Source organism: Streptomyces sp. NBC_00289 (assembly GCF_041435115.1).
Lineage (GTDB): Bacteria > Actinomycetota > Actinomycetes > Streptomycetales > Streptomycetaceae > Streptomyces.
Genome location: NZ_CP108046.1, coordinates 1,047,204 through 1,064,469 on the forward strand (window position 1 = coordinate 1,047,204; position 17,266 = coordinate 1,064,469).

Here is a 17,266-nt window from a genome sequence, read left to right on the forward strand (position 1 = left end):
GGGCTCACCTCCATACGACGAATTCACGGTCCAGCGCGAAGGTAGCAGCGGGGCGCCGCCTCACTCAATCCCTTTTCCACGGCGTGCCCACAAGGTCGACGGGATCGGTCGAGGCGACGCCACGGTGAGCCAAAGGCCGGTGAAGACGCGGGAGTCGACCGAGGAGAGGTGGCGGCCGGGACGGCTCCCCCGGGACACCTCGATGTCGTTCCAGCAGTCGGCGTCCTCGGCGCCGCCGTCGGCATTCGCGCCGACCGAGACCTCATAGGTGATGCCCGAACCGGGGTCGGGGGCAGGCGACCAGCCACCGAGTCGGAAGTCGACGGCGAGCACCAGATGACCGCCGTGGGCGGTCTTGGTCCAACATGTGCCCTGACCGCCGGTGGTGGCCGCCGCGGGGATCGCGGCGCCAGCCCGCCGCGGCGGCGGTGCGGGCGTAGTGGTCGATGACCGCCTGACGGGTGCGGGTGACGGCGTAGACACGGTCCGCGTGCAGCCACGCCGCACCCACGCTGTCATCGTCGCAGCCGGTGGAGACGCCCGCGCCGCGGTAGTCGGCAGGGTCCGAGGCGCCGTCGGGGGCATCGGACAGCACCGGTTGGGCGGCGAGGGCCCTACGCACGGCTTCGGAGTCGCGTTCCGTCTGACAGGGCTTCGGTGCGGCGGCGTGACGGGTCCGCGTGCGCGGCCCGGACGCTCCGGACAGTGCTGACGCTGGCCTCGGAGCAGTGGGGGCGCGCGCCGAAGCGAACGGAGGCATCAACACGTACGTCCATGCGAAGTGATCACCCGTTGGTGAGTTCGCCTCCTTTCCCGGCAGTTGGATCGCAACGCTGTTGCATGCGCCGCAACCGGCATCGCCCGGGAGATTCCACGAGGGGGAAGACGTGACGCATGGTGCTGAACGCCGTGAGGGCCTGGACGAGCAGGCCGTGTTGCTGGTGGCAGGTCTCGCCGACCTGGCGGTGAGCACACTGGGGTCGGCCCTGGGGACGGTGCGCGGGCTGTTGCGCCGGTCGGACGCCGCACAGCTGGCGTCAGACGCGGAGCAGGATCTGCTGGCCCGTGGCCGCCTGACGCTGGACCGGTACGCGACAGTGCCGCCTGCCCATCTGGAGGTCCTGGCCCAGCACGTCCTGGCCCGGCAGGCAGGCGATGGTGTCTGAGTGGTGGGATGCGACGGCGTTCAAGGCGCGCGTCGATGAGGTGCTGCGTGAGTTCGTGAGCGCGGAGGCCGATCAGCTGACGGCGATCGATCCGGCGCTCGGCTCGGTCGCCGGGCAGCTGGAGTCGGTGGTGGCGGAGGGCAAACGACTGCGGGCGGCATTCTGCTATTGGGGCTGGCGAGCGGTCGGCCAGCCGGACAGCGACGCGATGGTGCGGGCGGCGGCATCGATGGAGCTGGTACACGCCGCGGCGGTGGTCCATGACGACCTCATCGACGACAGTCCGCTGCGGCACGGCCGGCCAACCGTTCACCTCGCCTTGCGCTCGGCGGTGTGCGGCGGCGGTCGCGTCGGCCATGCGGCGCGGTCGCTGGCGATGCTGGTCGGGGATCTGTTGATGTCGCTGGCGGGACAACTGTTCGCCACCAGCGGCCTGCCGGCCGCCTACCTCAGCCGGGCGCGCCCCTTGTGGGGAGCCCTGGCCAGGGAGCTGATCGCGGGTGAGTGTCTGGAGATCCTGCACACCGCCGGCGCCCCGGACACGACGGCCTCGCTGAAAGTGGTCCGCTACAAGACCGCCAAGTACACCGTCGAGCAGCCCCTGCTGATCGGCGGCGTCCTCGCCGGGGCCGGCGAGTCCCTGCGCGCGGGCTACAGCGCCTACGGCCTGCCTCTCGGGGAGGCGTTCCAGCTGCGCGACGACCTGCTCGGCCTGTTCGGCGATCCGCACGTCACGGGCAAGGAGAGCAGCGACGATCTGCGCGGTCACCGCCCCACCGCCCTGCTCGCCGAGACGTGGAACCGTGCCGATGGCGCGGAACGCAAGCGGTTGCGCGCCATTGTGGGCCGCCCGGATCCGGACGGGCGGTTGCTGCGGGAGGCGCGGGAGCTGATGCGTCGCCTGAAGGCGCCGGACCGCGTCGAGACCATGATCTCCCAGCGCATCGACGAGGCGCTCAGCGCGCTGGATGACCTGCCCCTGCCCAAACCCGCCGCCACGGCTCTGCATGCCCTGGCGCACTCGGCCGCGCACCGCCAGTACTGACCCGGCAGGCCGTCACAGACCAAGGGAGCCATTGCCATGACTTATACCGAGGCGTCGATGGACGGCTTGCGGCAGGTGGGCGACGAACTCGCCGATGCCACCGTCGCCACCCTGTTTCAACGCGGGGAAGTGGGCAAGTTCAACGCGCTGATGCGGTACGTCTCCACAGCGGGCGCTCCGCTGCCCGACGGGCTGCCGGACGTGGCGCGCGACTATCTCGAGGCGACCAGTGTGCCGCCGGCCTGGGTGGATTGGGGCGAGATGGAGAAGGCCCGGCTGTTCTTCATCGACAACAACGTGCACATCTCCACCGCCCTGTCGTTCGCCGCCATGCCCGCCTGCTATGTGGTGCCTCACGTGGCGAAGCTACTGTCGTCGACACACTCGCTGGAGTATCCCTCCAAGCGCATGGCGGAGACCGGACAGTTCACCGTCCACCTCATGCAGCCCGATGCGTTCGAGGCCGGCAGCCGCTTCATCCCCGCCGCGCAGAAGGTGCGCCTGCTGCACGCCTCCATCCGCCACCACCTGGCGCGGGAAAACCGGTGGGACATCACGTCGTTGGGTACGCCGATCTGCCAGGAGGACATGATCGGCGGGCAGATGTTCTTCTCACTGCTCGTCCTCGACAGCCTGCACCGCCTCGGCATCCACATGTCCGTGGAGGGCGCCGAAGCCTACTTCTACGCCTGGCGTGTGGTCGGCGCCATGCTTGGAGTCGACCAGGACGCCGTACCCAAGTCCCTTGAGGAAGCTCGGCAGTTCCTGGACCTGTACATGGTCCGGCACATGGGTCCCTCCGAGGAGGGCGCCCACCTGACCCGGCAGCTCATCGACCTCTACGAGGAAGTCGTCCCCGGCACGTTCTTCGACCCGATCGTTTCCGCCCTCATCCGGCACCTCATCGGCGACTCCTGCTCCGACTGGCTGGAAGTCCCCCGTACCGCGTGGGACACAGTCGTCAAAACCGTCCCCCATCTCCTGGGGGTCCTGGAGACCATCGAGGACCGCTCCCCCCTCGGCGCTTGGGCCCTTGACCGCCTCGGCCACCTCACCACCGTCCTCGAGCTGTCCTCCCTGACCCGCGGACGCGTCATGCACTACGCCATTCCCGAAGACATGAAGAAGGACTTCGGCGTCTCCGACGCGGTGCCTCGCGCCCGCCGCTGGACCCCGCCGGCCGTCGCCATCACCGCGTGGCCTCCGACCCGATAGCCGACTCGGAGGTTCGGCGGTAACCGGAGGGGTGTGCGTCAGCGGGGGTAGACCTCGAACTCTCTGAGTGCCCAGCCGTACCCGCCGGCCGGCGCGCCCGTCTTGGCGTAGGCCCAGTTGTTGACGCTCAGCAGCACATAGCGGGCCCTCGTCGGCGTGAAGGTGTACGTGTGCAGTTGACCGCACGTCGTCACGCCGTAGGCAGAGCAGGTGGCAGTGCCGCCTGCGGCGGTTTCCGTGGCCGCCGTGGTCCAGGTGGTGCCGTCGTCGGAGACCTTGATGGCGTAGTTCACGGGGTAGTTCTCCCAGTCGGGATTGACCACCACGCGTCCCACGGTGGTGGCGGTGCCCAGGTCCACCCGTAGGCTCCACGGCGCGCCGCTGGTCGACTGCGCCTCGGTCGAGGGGTCACCGTCGACGGCGTACGCGGTGGGTTTGCCCCAGTCGACCGCCGGGGTCCCGTTGATCATCTCGGCCGGCTTGGACTGTGCGAGGTTCGACGCCGCCGGGGGCGGCGTCGTCGAAGCGCTCCAGGCCTGCGGTGCGGCGTTCATGGTGAAGTCGAGGTGGCCGCCGCCCGTCAGGTCCGCCTGGCTGAGGAAGGGCTTGGTGATGCTCTTGCCGTTCAGGCTGAGTGCCTGCACGTACGGGCGGGACGCCGCGTGCGGGGACGAGATGACCAGCGGGCGCTGTGCCCCGGGGAGCTTGAGGGTGACCTTGTCGAAGAAGGGACTGCCCACGGCGTATTGTCCCGAGGCCGGGTTCACCGGGTAGAAGCCCATGGCGGACAACAGGTACCAGGCCGGCATCTGGCCGGCGTCCTCGTTGCCGGTGAGTCCGTCGGGGGTGTTGTGGTAGTTGGCGTCGGCGATCTGCCGTACCAGTTGCTGGGTCCGCCACGGGCGGCCGGCGTAGTCGTACAGGTAGGGGATGTGGTGGCTGGGCTCGTTGGTCTGATTGTTGTGTCCCCCGGCGAAGTAGGTGTCGAGCCAGGAGGCGAACGCGGTGTCCCCTCCCTTGAGGGCGATCAGGCCGGGGACGTCGTGCAGGACGTCGTTCGTGTAGACCCACTGGTCACCCTCGGTCCAGGCGCCGTCGGCCCAGGAGCCGTCGAGGTTGCGGGCCTGCATGAAACCGGTCGCGGCGTTGTACTGGTTCCGGTAGTTCTTGCTGCGCCTGAGGAAGTACGCGGCGTCGGAGGTCTTGCCCGCTGCTCTGGCGACCTGCGCGACGGCCCAGTCCTCGTAGGCGAAGTCCAGGGTGCGGGCGCCCGCTTCGGCTGTGCGGTCCGCCGCGACCCAGCCGTTCTTCAGGTAGGTCGTCAGGCCCGCCCGGGCCTCGACCGGTGTGCCTTGCTGGCGGTCGCCGTACCAGAGCGTGGTGTCGTCGTCCGGCGGTGTCATCGCATCCTTGCGGACGGCCTGGTAGGCGAGTTTCAGGTCGAAGCCGTGGAAGCCCTTGGCGATGTCCTCGGCGATCACCGAGTCGGCGTTCGTGCCCTCCATGATGTTGGTCTCGGTGAGGTTCTTCCACAACGGGAGCCAGCCGCCCTGCTGGTAGTCCTGGAGCATGGAGGTCACCATGCCGTTGATGCGTTCCGGCGCGAAGAGGGTGAGGAAGGCGTTCTCCGCGCGGAAGGTGTCCCACAGCGAATATCCGGTGTAGCTGACCCCCTTGTGCACCTTGTCGTCGTACGCGCTGTAGTAGCGGCCGTACTCGGACATCTCCGAGGGGTACTGGAGGGCGTGGTACATCGCGGTGTAGAAGATGGCCCGTTGGCCGTGGGTCGCGCCGTCGATGTCGACCCGGTCGAGCTTGTCGGCCCAGGCCGCCTTGGTTCTGGCCACCGTGGTGCCGAAGGCCTGCCGGTCGGGTACCTCCTTGTCGAGGTTGGCCCGCGCCTGGTCGACCGAGAGGAACGAGGTCGCGATCCTCACGGCGACACGCACGGTGCCGGCCGGGAACCGCACGTAGCCCGAGACGTTCTGGTCTGTGCGGTCGCTCTGCTGGTCGTGCTGTGCAGCACCGGTCGCCGTGCCGTAGCCGGCGAAGGAGGTGTCGAAGCGCGCTACGAAGTAGCCCTTGAAACCGGGGGCGTTGAAGGGCCCGAGGTTGCTGTCCTGGCGGTCGGGGTTGTAACCACTGATCTCCCGCCGAGCCGGATCGATGTGCACGTTGCCGGTGACACCGGAGCGGGTCGCCTGCACCACGTAATGCGTCGCCGTGTCCTGAGGGTAGGTCAGTCGCTGAACGCCGACCCGGGAGGTCGCGGTCAGCTCGGCGCGGAGCGTCTGTCCGGCCGCGGGGTGCATGTTCACCGTGTACAGCTCGGGCGAGGCCGTCTCATCGCTGTGGCTGTAAGGCAGACCACGGTCCGTTTCCGCGGTCTTGACGGCGCCAACTCCGGGCATCCCGACCACGTAGCCGGAGTCGCCCATCCAGATCGCCGGCTGATGGGTGCCGATGAAGCCCGTGATCTTCGGATCGCCGAGGTGGTACGGCAGGCGGCTGACGTAGTTCTCGCGCGTCATCGGCGACCACCGCGTCATCCCGAAGGGCGGTGCGGTGGTCGGCAGCATTCCCCCGTACTCGGTGCTACTGCTGCCGGTCGTCCCGATGAACGGGTTGACCTGGTCCACGTTCGACCCGGCAGAGGGGTCGGCCTGGGCTGCGGACGCCAGGTTCGCAGTGCCGAGCGGCGGGATGAGCGCGGCCAGCAGGGCGATGAGTATGAGGACAGCCCGGGCCGGCGGCGTCGGCTGCGGCCGTATCCCCCGAGATAACACGGCCTGCGCTCTGAACCGGACAGGGACGACTCTGCCGTACATGGTGTCTCCCAAGGAAGTGCATACGGAGGAATGACAACGTTGCCATAGCGTCGTGCCACATCATGCTCGTGGTGGAAGTGAGACGAAAGAGGCGGGACGGATCATCCCAAAAGACGAGACGCCAATCGCTCCCGGACTGAACCAGCTCAGGTTCCCAAGGAACCACTTCGCCCTCGCCGGTGTGGTGTGTGGCTGTTCCCGGCGGACAACCGCCACACAACACACCCCCAAACAGGACGTGTGGCTGACGCGAGGGCGGCCGTAGCCCAGTCCACCGACAGCAGCACCGGCCGGCGCCACCAGGTGGCGGCGTCGGCCGAACGCGAACGCGGCGAACGATCGCGACGTCGTGCCCGGGCCGCAGGGCCGGCCCCGTCCACGTGGACGATGTCCCTGTCCCGGGCCCCTGACGGCGGCGGCCCGCTGATCGCGTCCTTGTTCGCCCTTGTTGCCGCGCTGTCTGTGGCACGGTGGCCGTGGGGGTGCAGCCCGGCGGGAGGGGGCGGTCGGTGGATCGGCCGCCCGGCCTATGCCGGCGCGGGCGGCGTCGAGACGCTGGGCTTCTTCGAGCTGGTCCTCGAGGATGACGATGCGGCAGGCGGCCTCGACGGGAAGCCCGTGGTCGACGAGCACGAGGGGCCCCGGTGCCGTACCGGCACCAGGGCCCCGAAGGAACTGTCACACCATCTGCCGGCCCTCATCCTGCGCCGGCCTTCTGTTTCCGCGGCCCCGGCCTGAACGCTGCCGGGAGTGCGGGGATCGCGAATGCGTGACCGGAGACCACCTCACTATCGATGTCCTGCGGTACCCGGGCCCATGCATTCCGCCCGGGCGATCCTGATGGCGCTCAACCCCTCCGTTCTTCCCTCTGAATCAATCACTTGCCAAACCGGTACTGCGTACTGCTGGTGGCCTTCAACAGCGCCACGTTTCGACAGCCAGCCCCGTCGCCCGTCCTGCACCTGCTCTGGCTTGGAACCCCGCTGCCGAACCTCCCGGTGCGCGCGCCCGCAGCCAGACGCCTTCACCGGGGAACCACTCGAAAACCGTGCTGCTGGTACTGCGGTACCGCTACGGCGGCCCCTGATCACTGCGGGCCACCCGGTCCGGCCGTCAGTCCCGTCGCCGTCCTAAGACCACGCTGGCTTCGGAACTCCACCGCCGTACCGTCTTGCGCACTGCAACTGCGTACTGCTGCCCGGCAGTTCATCTCTGCCGGGCCCTTCTCGATCTCGGCTACGAGAGAAACCATAGCCGCACGATCACCCAATGTCTACTTCAGCCAACACAGATTTTCGTCCACCCGGTGGCGAGGTAGTCGGCATCGAGTGCGACAAGGACGAGCGGGTCACCCTTTCGGCCGACGGCTGTCCCGTCGCAGCGGATCGCCGCGGCCGTCGCCCCGCGCGCCGTCGGCACCAGTTCCGCGACACGGCCGTCCGTCACACCACGCTCACCGGGTGCCGCACCACCGCGTCGAACAGGTAGCCCTGTGTGTTGGGCACGGCGACGTCCGGCTGGGTACGGCCGGCCGTGTCCGTGGCGCGGGCCAGCAGGTGGGTGGCGCCTGGTGCGTCGGGGTGCCAGTTGAGGGACCAGCGGGTCCAGGTACCGGCGCGAGGCCGGTCGTGCAGGCGGGCGGGTCGCCAGTTGGCCCCGCCGTCCGTGCTGACGTCGACCCGGGCGACGGCGCCCGCACCCGACCACGACCGTCCATGCAGTACATGCCTTTGACCTGCCGTGAAGGTGGCCTCGCTCGCCAGCTCGAAGGCGCTCTTCGTGGCCTGCCGGGTGAGCGGCGCGCTGCCGCCCTCCGGGAAGGAGTCGCCGAACAGACGGTAGAAGGTGGTGTTCCAGGGCGAGTAGAGCGGCTGCGCGGACACCTCGATGTCGCCGACCCATTTGATCGACGCGATCCCCACCCAGGAGGGCACCAGCACCCGCACCGGATACCCGTGGTCGTAGGGAAGCCGCTCACCGTTCATCTCGTACGCGAGGAGTACGTCGTCCAGCGCCTTGGCCAGTGGCAGCGGACGGCGTACCCGGCCCAGGCTCTCGCCGCCGCTGACGTACTCGGCGTCCAGACCGCGCGGCTGCACGTCCACGGCGTGCGGGGACAGCCCGGCCCTTCGCAGCACGTCGGCCAGGCGCACCCCGCGCCAGCGTCCGACGCCGATCGCCCCCAGGGTCCACGGGGTGCCGGTGACCGTTTCGCTCTGCTGCGTCGTGTAGTAGGAGCGACCGTTTCCTGCGCACTCGACGAAGGCGGAACGGGTGACGGCCGGCAGGGCTCGCAGATCGTCGTATCCGAACTCCACCGGCCGGTCCTCACCGGGGGCGCCGCGCAGCCCGCTCCCCCACAGCCGCAGCCGCCACTCGTCGGCCTCCAGGACAGGGGTGGCGGTGTGGTTGCGCACGAAGAACCGTTCGTTGGGGGTGTGGTGGCCGGTTCCGCGCAGCGCCTCCCAGCGGGTCTCGGCGTTGGTGCCGCGCTCGATGAACCACTCGGGCGGCAGGGGCTTGACGATCGGTCCGTCGGCAGCGTGGGCGGGCCGCGTGGCGCCGAGTGCGGTCCCGGCGGCGGTCGCGGCGAGCAGGGTGAGCAGCCGACGGCGGGTGACCCCGTCGGCCCGGGCCTCACCGGCGAGCCACTGGCGCAGTCTGCGACGGTCGTAGTCGGTTTCGTAGCGGTGACCGGCGGGGGTGGGTGAAGGCATGGCGGGACCTCCTCATGATGGGGCGAGAAGAACGAGAGAGACCGGCGCGGGATGGGGCACAGGCGTCCGTGGGCGGAACCCAGGGCTCGGGCAACCGGCTTGTTCAACCGTCCTGTTGAAGGACAGGAGATGCGAGGAAGCGGATGATCAGCCGGTCGTCCGACACAGCGCGGCGGCCACCCGGACAAGGTCCACGGCGCGGCGGCGGGTCAGAAACTCCGACAACGGCATGGCGGGATGCAAGCACGTGGGGCGGAAGGTGTCAACGAAGCGTTCGCGGCGGTGCGTACCGGCCTGGCATCGGGTGAGCGAACGTGGCGCGACCGCACTGGAGTTGCTGTCCCCGGCCCGGGGCGGCCGCAACGGTGTTGCCTTTGACGCACGCGTCAGGGATTAGCGTCTGGGCACGCCGACGGCCGGACCAGTCCGGCTGTCGGCGCCCGCGCTCACTCTCGAACCCGCTCAGGAGTTTGGACATGTCCGCTGATCTGCCCTCCACATCCCGCGAGATCCTGCTGGCCGGCCTGCCCGCCGGGCTGCCCAAGCCTGAGAACTTCACGATCACGCAGAAGCCGGTCCCCCTCCCCGGCCCAGGACAAGTCGTCGTCCGCAACCGGTACTTCCTCGTGTTCCCCGGGCTGCGCACTCTGATCGGTGGCCAGGCCGACGGCGTACCGCTACCCCGCATCCACCCGGGCGAGACACTGTTCGGCCCCGCTGTCGGTGAGGTCGTCGCGGCCGCGCCGGGCGGCCCGTTGCGCCCGGGGGACGCGGTCACGCATCTGCTCGGGTGGCGTGAGCACGCGCTGGTGGCGGCGGCCGACTGCACTCCGCTGGGCGATGTCCTGCCCGATGCGGTGGCCCACTTGTCGTCCGGGTCGGCCGCCTACGGGGCGCTGACCCGACTCGCCGAAGTCCGCCCCGGCGACACCGTGTTGGTCACGGGTGCGGCGGGAGCAGTGGGAACGCTGGCGGGCCCCCTCGCCCGGCTGCTGGGCGCCGGGAGGGTCATCGGGAGCACCCGGTCGCCGGACAAGGCCGAGCGGCTGCGGGCCGAACTGGGCTACGACGCGGTCCTGGTGCCGGGGTCCCGGCCGATCGACGAGCAGCTCGCCACGGCGGCACCGGACGGTGTCGACGTGCTGCTGGACACCGTCGGCGGTGAACAGCTCGCCGCGGCCGTTCGCGCGGCGCGCCGGGGCGCCCGCTTCGCACTCGTCGGGGCGCTGTCCGGACAGTTGTCGCCGTGCCGCGACGGTGGCAGCGCACCCGCGGAGATCGACACCTTCCGGCTCGTCAACCAAGGCGTCTCGCTGCACGGCTACAGCGGCCAGGACCATCCGGAGGTGACGGAGGAATGGACCAAGCGCTTCGGGGGCTGGCTGCGTTCCGGGGAGATCACGTTTCCGCATGTACGGATCCCGGGCATGGATCACGCGCCGCAGGCGTTGCAGGAACTGTTCGAGGGGCGGCACTTCGGAACCGTCGTCGTGGAGGTGCCGCCACGGTGACGCGTCGTCGCGCCCTGTCGCGGCGACCTGGGCTGAGGCGCGAGGTCGGACATGCGGATCGGAGATGCGGCGGCAGCGGCGGGGACGACCCCGCGGGCACTGCGGTTCTACGAGGAACGGGGTCTGCTGCCACCACCGCGGCGCACCACCACCGGGCAACGTGAGTACGGGCCCGACGAGGTGGCGAGAGTCCGCGTCATCCGTGAGTTGCTGGCGCTCGGGCTCACCGTCGAGGATCTGCGCAGCATCGCCGACCGGATCGGCCTGCTGGTGGAGAATCCCCAACGGAAGTGCGGGCAACCCGACTCCGACGTCCCCGGCTCCCACGTGGTCGACCGCAGACTCACGGCCCTCGACACCGAGATCGACCGCCTCACGGCGCTGCGCAACCGCCTGGCACTGCGCACGTACGGACAACCGTGACGACACGTCTTCCGCAGGAACAACCGCCAGGACCGGCTGAACCGTTCACGCAACCGCCGTGAGTGGCCTGGACGAGTCCGCAGACATCAGGGCTTGAGGCGGCCGGAGGCGAACATCCCGGCGGACCACGCCGAGAGCGCTGCGGCGAGGGACCAGACCACGAGCAGGGCCCATCCCGCGCCGACGTCGCCCCGCCCGAGGAAGCCGATCCGCTCGACCTGGACCAGCCAGAAGACCGGGTCGAGGTGGCTCAGGACATCCCAGACCGGCGGGAGCTCGCGGACCGAGTAGAAGACGCCGCCGAGGAAGCCCAGCGGCAGCAGAACGATCGACTCCGTGACTCCTCCCCCGGCTGATGCCGGGGGCTTCTCGCTATGCCGGGTTGGCGTTGCGACGGACCAGCCCGGCCCGTAGAACGTTGGTGGCTGCGACTGTGTCGGCGTGCGCGTGGTGGCCGCAGGCCAGGCAGTGAAATGTTTCCTGTGTGGGCCGGTTCTCCTTCGCGGTGTGTCCGCACTCGGGGCAGGTGCGGGAGGTGTTGCGGGGGTTGACGGCGATCACTTCCCGTCCGGCGCTTTCAGCCTTAGCGTGCAGGATCGTCAAAAACACCCCCCAACCGGCGTCGTGGATCGACGTGTTGAGCCCGGCCTTCGCCGCTGCCCCGTTGGGCAGGAACGCGCCTGCCTGCTCGGGGTCGGGTTTCGGCGCGGGCGTCTTGCTCATGTTGCGGATCTGGAGGTCTTCGTGCGCGATGACGTCGTGTGCGCGGACCAGGCTAAGGGCAATACCAGTGACTTAGGGTGGTGGCTGGTAGGGTGCGTGGCGGGGAGGTGCCGGGATGCCACGGCCGGGTCAGGTGAAGCCGGAGACGGACGAGCGGTTGTCGGATCGCATCGCGGTCGGGCTGTTGACGCGGTCGTTCCCGCCGGAGCTGGTGGATCGGGTGGTGGCCCAGTGCGGGAGGTCCGGGCAGCGTAACCGGCTGCTGCCGCCGCGCGTGGTGGTCTACTTCGTGCTGGCGATGTGCTTGTTCTCCGGCCAGGGCTACGAAGAGGTCGCTCGGCTGCTGACGCATGGGCTGACCTGGGCGAAGCGCTGGTCGGGGTCGTGGCAGGTGCCGACCACGGGGGCGATCTCGAGGGCACGCGCGAGACTCGGTCCAGAACCGCTGAAGGCCCTGTTCGCCTCGGTGGCCCGGCCGTTGGCCACGGAAGCGACACCGGGTGCCTTCTACGGCCGGTGGCGGCTGATGGCCATCGACGGCACAGTCTTCGACGTTCCGGACAGCCAGGAGAACGTGGCGCACTTCGGGCGCCCGAAGACCCACCGCACCCAGCGGTGTGCGTATCCGCAGGTGCGGGTGGTCGCGCTGGCCGAGTGCGGCACCCATGCCATCACCACGGCGGCTCTCGGCCCATGCACCACGTCCGAACCCGTGCTGGCCCGCGAGCTGTTCGGCCACCTGGGCGAGGACGATCTGCTGCTGGCCGACCGCGGCTTCACCGGCCTGGAGCTGTGGCGGGCGGCCTCGGCCGGCGGTGCGGACCTGCTGTGGCGCATTCGTTCCCACCAGGTGCTGCCGGTCCGCGAAGAGCTGCCCGACGGCTCGTACCTGTCAGAGATCGTCGCGGCCAGAGACCACCGCAAGCGTGCCGACCCGGAAATGGTGCGGGTGATCGAGTACACCCTGGACGATCCCGGGCAGGACGCCCCTTACCGGCTGATCACCACGGTCCTCGATCCCGATGCCGCCCCGGCCACCGAGCTGGCCGCCCTCTACCACCAGCGGTGGGAGTTCGAGAACACGCTGGACGAGCTGAAGACCCATCAACGCGGACCTGCCCAGGTCCTGCGCTCCCGCTCGCCTGAAGGCGTCGAGCAGGAGGTCTGGGCACACCTGCTGGTCCACCACGCCATCCGCACCCTGATGCACGACGCCGCCGAGCAGGCCGGCCTCGACCCCGACCGGCTCTCCTTCACCCGGAGCATCCGCCTCGCACGCCGCCAGGTCACCGCGCAGGCGGCCTTTTCCCCTGACCGTCTGACCGCCGCCCTCACCGACGGACTCCGCGAGATCACTGCGCGCCTGTTATCCACCCGCCGCAGACGCTCCAACCCGCGCGTGGTCAAACGCAAGATGTCCAACTTCGGCGTCAAACGCGACGAGCACTACACCTGGCCTCAGCCCACCCGGGACCCAGCAGACGCCGTGACCATCGCCCCGCACTGGCGCACCGCCCCGATCAACCCGCCAACCAAAGCCCGACGAAGCTAGGTCCACTAAGTCACTGGTATTGAGGCTAAGGGCGGTCTTGTGTGCGTGGTCGAGCCGCTGGCGGCGTACCTTGCCGTGGAGTTGGGCAACCTTGTCCACGGCGCGCTGGTGGCCTGCGGTGCGGTCTGTGGCCTTGCGGCGCGGGAACCGGGACAGGGCCTGCTGCGCTGCTTGCAGTTTCGCGGCGGCCGTACGCCCGTGGCGCGGGTTGGGTACGAACTCGCCGTTGGAGTCGGCGAGGAAGTTGGCGATGCCCAGGTCGATGCCGACCATGCTGCCGGTCGCGGGCAGCGGCTCGGGCTGCTCGTGTTCGGCGGTCAGTACGACGAACCACCGACGTCCCTCACGCTTGACGGAGACGGTCTTGACCCGGCCGGCCACCGGCCGGTGCTGGTTGACCTTCACATGCCCGACGCCCTGGAAGCGGACGCGGGTGACGGGGTCGTGCGGGGTGGCATTCCACCGGCAGCCGTCGCCGTCCTTCGGGAAGTCCACCGTGTCGAACCAGTTCACGCCGCGAAAGCGCGGATAGCCGGGCGTCTCGCGGGACCTGACCCGGCGGAAGAACGCGGCGAACGCCTTGTCCAGGCGGCGCAGGGTGGCCTGCTGTGAGGAGAACGACCAGCGGCCCTGCCGCTCCGGGTCGAACGCCCGGATCTCTTTGAGCTGAGCGGACTGCATGCCGTACGTAACGCTGGTCTTGGAGACGTGCCGCCAGGCGTCGCGCCGTTCCTGCAAGGCCCCGTTGTAGAGGGAGCAGTGGTCGCGCAGCATCTCGGCGAGCGCCTGGGCCTGGCGGACGGTGGGCCGCAGGAGGAACTTGTACGCACGGATCATCCAGCCCACCCCATCCGGTCGAGTTCACCTGATCCTACTACCCTTGGCGTATGTCACCACGCTGGCAACCAGATCCCGATGTCCGACGAGGAAATCATGTCGTCTTCAACCTCCACGCACACTTGGTGTTTGTCACGAAGTACCGGCGTGAGATCTTCAACGACGAGATGCTGACGCGCTGCGAGACGATCATGCGGGACGTGTGCGAGAGCTTCGGCGCCCAGCTGCAAGAGTTCAACGGCGAAGGCGATCACGTCCACCTGCTCGTGCACTACCCGCCGAAAATCGCCCTGTCCAAGCTCGTCAACTCCCTCAAGGGCGTCAGTTCCCGCTACCTGCGCGCGGAGTACACCGGCCGGATCAACCAGATCGGGACGGGCGCGGTGTTCTGGTCCCCGTCCTACTTCGCAGCATCCTGCGGCGGCGCACCGCTGAGCATCGTCAAGGACTACATCGACACCAAAAACGCCCCGCCTGACCGCCACCACGCAAACGCAGTGACCTCCGGCGCTTCGCCCCTCCGCACCGAGGACCACACTCCCGCCCGGCCTGAAGGCCGGGATTCCCTGCGAAGATCAAAGGATGGAGTAGACGTGGTCGAGGGACTTGGCGAGGCTGCCCGCGATCACGCCCACCTGCGGCGACCAGGAGCACGCCGAGGGTGCCGAACAGCAGGACGAGGGGGCGGGCTACGCTCCCGCCGCCGGTGAGCGGGAGAGCCACCGCGAGCACTCCTGTGCCCACGACGGCGCCTCGGACGACGCCACCGCTCACCAGTGCCGCGTTGATCTCCCACCAGCGCAGCGGACTGGCGAACACGTCGTGGATGTACCGGTCGCGCCGGGCCTCGAACAGGCTGGTCGTCCCGTTGAAGAAGCCGACGTTGACGATCGCCTGGGCGAACAGACCGGGCACGATGAACCTGCCGTAGGAGACGCCGTCGACCGTGTCGACGTGCTGTCCGAGAGCAGATCCGAAGACGACGACGAACAGTACGGTCGACAGCACGGGACCGACGACGCTGTAGCGCCAGATGGTCAGGAACCGCAGGCACTCGCGTTCGAAGAGCCACAGGAACGGCGACCGTTCGGGCGTGAAGGGCTCGTCGTACGACGGGAGAGCCGGCGGGGAGTCGGTGCTGCTGGTCACGCCACCTCCTCCCCGGTGATCACCCGGTCGTAGACCTCGGAGATGTCCCGCGCCGCGTAGCGGTCCCGCAGCAGGGCCGCGGAGCCGCGGTCGACGATCCGGCCCGCGCGCAGCAGCGCGATCTCGTCGCACAAGGTCTCCGCCTCCTCCAGGTAGTGCGTCGTCAGCAGGACTGTGGTGCCTGCCGCGTTGAGGCCTTTGACGAGCCGCCAGATCTCCGAGCGCAGCTCGACATCGACGCCGGCGGTCGGCTCGTCGAGGATGAGCAGACGGGGACGGTGCATGAGCGCCCGGGCGAGAACGAGACGCCGCTGCATCCCGCCGGACAGTTCGTAGGCGCGCGCGGTGGCCTTGCTGTCGAGGCGGAACACCTCCAGCAACTCGTCCGCGCGCCGGACAGCCGCCTTCCGGCCGATGCCGTGGTACCCGGCGTGGTAGATCAGGATTTGCCGGATCGACAGGAAACGGTCGACGTTGATCTCCTGCTCGGCCAGACCCAGCAGGCGTCGGGCCGCACGGCTTCGGTGGTCGTGGCCGAAGACGGTGAGCGTGCCGGTGGTGGGACGGACGATGTTGCAGACCGAGCCGATCAGCGTGGTCTTGCCCGCCCCGTTGGGGCCCAGCAACCCGAAGAAGGCCCCGTCGGGAATCTCCAGATCCAGTCCGGCGACGGCGGTGAAGCCGTCCGCGTAGGTCTTGCTGAGCCCCTGGACGAGCAGAGCCGGCGGCTTGCTGTCAGTGGCCGGACACATGGGTGGCTTCCGGGTGGAACTGGTTGGCCGGCACCGGGAGACCGTAGTGCTCGCGAAGGGTCGTACCTTTGTACTCCTCACGGAACAGGCCCTTGCCGCGAAGGATCGGCAGGACGTGCTCGATGAAGCTTTCCAGGCCGGACGGCAGGGACGGTGCCATGATGTTGAACCCGTCCGCCGCGCCGTCCTCGAACCAGGTGAGGATCGTGTCCGCCACCTGTTCGGGCGTGCCGATGAACTCGAAGTGGCCGCGGCCGCCACCCAGCCGCGAGATGATCTGGCGGACCGTCAGTTTTTCGCGTACGGCGAGTTCGATGATCAGGTCGGAGCGGCTCTGGGTGCCCTCCAGCTTCGGTCGGGCGAGGATGAAGTCCGGTAGTGGCTCGTCGAGTTCGAAGACCGACGGCTCGGTCTCGAAGACCGCGGCCAGCTGACGGAGTCCGTACTCGGGTACGCGCAGCTCGTCGAACTGCTTCGCCAGCGCCCGGGCCTCCGCCTCGGTCGACCCGATGTACGGGACGATGCCCGGCAGCACGATCACGCCGTCCGGGTCACGCCCCGCGGTGATGGTCCTGGCCTTGATGTCGGCGTAGAAGGCGGCTGCGCGCTCGTAGGTCTGGTGGGCGGTGAAGATCGCCTCGGCGTGGCGTGCCGCGAAGTCCTTGCCGTCCTCGGAGGAACCGGCCTGCACGAGCAGGGGGTAACCCTGCGGCGGGCGCTCCACGTTGAGCGGGCCGGCCACCGAGAAGTATGTGCCCCGGTGGTCGGGCTTGTGGAGCCGGGCGGGGTCGGCGTAGCGCCCTGTGGCCTTGTCGGCCACGACGGCTTCGGCCTCCCAGCTGTCCCACAGTGTCTTGGCGAGGCGCAGGAACTCGTCGGCCCGGGCGTACCGTTCTGCGTGGTCGGGACGGTTGACGAGGCCGAAGTTGGCGGCCTCGTCGGCGCCTGCCGAGGTGACGATGTTCCAGCCGGCGCGGCCGCCGCTGACGTGGTCGACCGACGCGAGGCGGCGGGCGAGGTTGTAGGGCTCGTTGTACGTCGACGACACGGTCGCGATGAGGCCGATCCTGCTGGTCGCCTGGGAGAGTGCGGTCAGCAGCGTCAGCGGCTCGAGCTGGCCCGGCGGCCGGAACTCGCCGGTGCCGATGAGGGCCGGGCCGTCCGCGAGGAACAGCGAGTCGAACTTGGCGCTCTCGGCCAGCTGGGCGAGCCTGATCCAGTGCTGAAGGTCGAAGTCGGCCCGCGGGTTGCTGTGCGGCAGCCGCCAGGCCGCTTCGTGGTGGCCGGCCTCCATGAGGAAGGCGTTGAGGTGGAGCCGGCGTCTTCTCTGATCGGTCATGACTGCTTT

At 69.2% G+C, this 17,266-nt stretch carries 13 protein-coding genes and 4 pseudogenes; 7 read left to right on the top strand and 10 right to left on the bottom strand.

All coding sequences use genetic code 11. The features are described from left to right. Positions 1–60: 60 nt before the first annotated feature. The gene (locus tag OG985_RS05450; protein ID WP_371667066.1) at positions 61–333 is read right to left on the bottom strand and encodes a hypothetical protein; all 273 of its coding nucleotides are present in this window, start codon (positions 331–333) and stop codon (positions 61–63) included. Positions 334–887: 554 nt separating this feature from the next. Here OG985_RS05450 and OG985_RS05455 point away from each other — a divergent pair. The 3 genes from OG985_RS05455 to OG985_RS05465 are packed head-to-tail and all read left to right on the top strand — an operon-like array spanning position 888 to position 3,426. Then, a complete protein-coding gene (locus OG985_RS05455; protein ID WP_371667067.1) occupies positions 888–1,166 on the top strand; it encodes a polyprenyl synthetase in 279 nt (92 codons plus the stop codon). After that, a complete protein-coding gene (locus OG985_RS05460; RefSeq protein WP_371667068.1) occupies positions 1,156–2,211 on the top strand; it encodes a polyprenyl synthetase family protein in 1,056 nt (351 codons plus the stop codon). Before OG985_RS05455 ends, OG985_RS05460 begins: the two co-directional genes overlap by 11 nt. A 36-nt stretch (positions 2,212–2,247) precedes the next feature. Continuing rightward, positions 2,248–3,426 carry an oxygenase MpaB family protein gene (locus tag OG985_RS05465; RefSeq protein WP_371667069.1) on the top strand — a complete coding sequence of 393 codons (1,179 nt, stop codon included), beginning with the start codon at positions 2,248–2,250 and terminating at the stop codon, positions 3,424–3,426. Between the two features lie 38 nt (positions 3,427–3,464). Here OG985_RS05465 and OG985_RS05470 read toward each other — a convergent pair whose 3' ends face one another. The 4 genes and pseudogenes from OG985_RS05470 to OG985_RS05485 all read right to left on the bottom strand — a co-directional run bounded on the left by OG985_RS05470 (position 3,465) and on the right by OG985_RS05485 (position 9,202). Then, the gene (locus OG985_RS05470) at positions 3,465–6,212 is read right to left on the bottom strand and encodes a GH92 family glycosyl hydrolase (protein WP_371667070.1); all 2,748 of its coding nucleotides are present in this window, start codon (positions 6,210–6,212) and stop codon (positions 3,465–3,467) included. Positions 6,213–6,755: 543 nt separating this feature from the next. Continuing rightward, positions 6,756–6,884: pseudogene (locus OG985_RS05475) on the bottom strand (MerR family transcriptional regulator); the annotation flags it as partial. Between the two features lie 812 nt (positions 6,885–7,696). Then, the gene (locus tag OG985_RS05480; RefSeq protein ID WP_371667071.1) at positions 7,697–8,971 is read right to left on the bottom strand and encodes a sulfite oxidase; all 1,275 of its coding nucleotides are present in this window, start codon (positions 8,969–8,971) and stop codon (positions 7,697–7,699) included. 147 nt (positions 8,972–9,118) lie between these two features. Further along, a complete protein-coding gene (locus OG985_RS05485) occupies positions 9,119–9,202 on the bottom strand; it encodes a putative leader peptide (RefSeq protein WP_371674266.1) in 84 nt (27 codons plus the stop codon). 245 nt (positions 9,203–9,447) lie between these two features. On the opposite strand from OG985_RS05485, the gene OG985_RS05490 reads away from it, so the two are divergent. Both OG985_RS05490 and OG985_RS05495 read left to right on the top strand, forming a co-directional pair. Continuing rightward, on the top strand, positions 9,448–10,482 hold the full coding sequence (locus OG985_RS05490) for an NADP-dependent oxidoreductase (protein ID WP_371667072.1): 1,035 nt from the start codon (positions 9,448–9,450) through the stop codon (positions 10,480–10,482). Between the two features lie 51 nt (positions 10,483–10,533). Next, the gene (locus OG985_RS05495; RefSeq protein ID WP_371667073.1) at positions 10,534–10,905 is read left to right on the top strand and encodes a MerR family transcriptional regulator; all 372 of its coding nucleotides are present in this window, start codon (positions 10,534–10,536) and stop codon (positions 10,903–10,905) included. A gap of 372 nt (positions 10,906–11,277) precedes the next feature. Here OG985_RS05495 and OG985_RS05500 read toward each other — a convergent pair. Continuing rightward, positions 11,278–11,688: pseudogene (locus OG985_RS05500) on the bottom strand (RNA-guided endonuclease InsQ/TnpB family protein); the annotation flags it as partial. A gap of 55 nt (positions 11,689–11,743) precedes the next feature. Between OG985_RS05500 and OG985_RS05505 the strand changes: the two are divergent. Next, positions 11,744–12,940, top strand: a pseudogene (locus OG985_RS05505) (IS4 family transposase); the annotation flags it as partial. A gap of 54 nt (positions 12,941–12,994) precedes the next feature. On the opposite strand, the gene OG985_RS05510 reads toward OG985_RS05505, so the two are convergent. Then, complete coding sequence (locus OG985_RS05510) at positions 12,995–14,017, bottom strand: RNA-guided endonuclease InsQ/TnpB family protein (RefSeq protein ID WP_371667074.1); 1,023 nt, start codon at positions 14,015–14,017, stop codon at positions 12,995–12,997. Between the two features lie 50 nt (positions 14,018–14,067). On the opposite strand from OG985_RS05510, the pseudogene tnpA reads away from it, so the two are divergent. Further along, a pseudogene (gene tnpA, locus OG985_RS05515) lies at positions 14,068–14,490 on the top strand (IS200/IS605 family transposase); the annotation flags it as partial. Here tnpA and OG985_RS05520 read toward each other — a convergent pair. The 3 genes from OG985_RS05520 to OG985_RS05530 are packed head-to-tail and all read right to left on the bottom strand — an operon-like array spanning position 14,459 to position 17,257. Next, positions 14,459–15,166, bottom strand: a complete 708-nt coding sequence (locus OG985_RS05520) for an ABC transporter permease (RefSeq protein ID WP_371667075.1) — start codon at positions 15,164–15,166, stop codon at positions 14,459–14,461. The pseudogene tnpA and the gene OG985_RS05520 sit on opposite strands and share 32 nt — an antisense overlap. After that, the gene (locus OG985_RS05525) at positions 15,163–15,918 is read right to left on the bottom strand and encodes an ABC transporter ATP-binding protein (protein ID WP_371667076.1); all 756 of its coding nucleotides are present in this window, start codon (positions 15,916–15,918) and stop codon (positions 15,163–15,165) included. The genes OG985_RS05520 and OG985_RS05525 overlap by 4 nt, the downstream gene beginning before the upstream one ends. Beyond that, positions 15,902–17,257, bottom strand: coding sequence for an LLM class flavin-dependent oxidoreductase (locus OG985_RS05530; protein WP_371667077.1), 1,356 nt, complete (start codon positions 17,255–17,257; stop codon positions 15,902–15,904). Before OG985_RS05530 ends, OG985_RS05525 begins: the two co-directional genes overlap by 17 nt. Positions 17,258–17,266 lie beyond the last annotated feature (9 nt).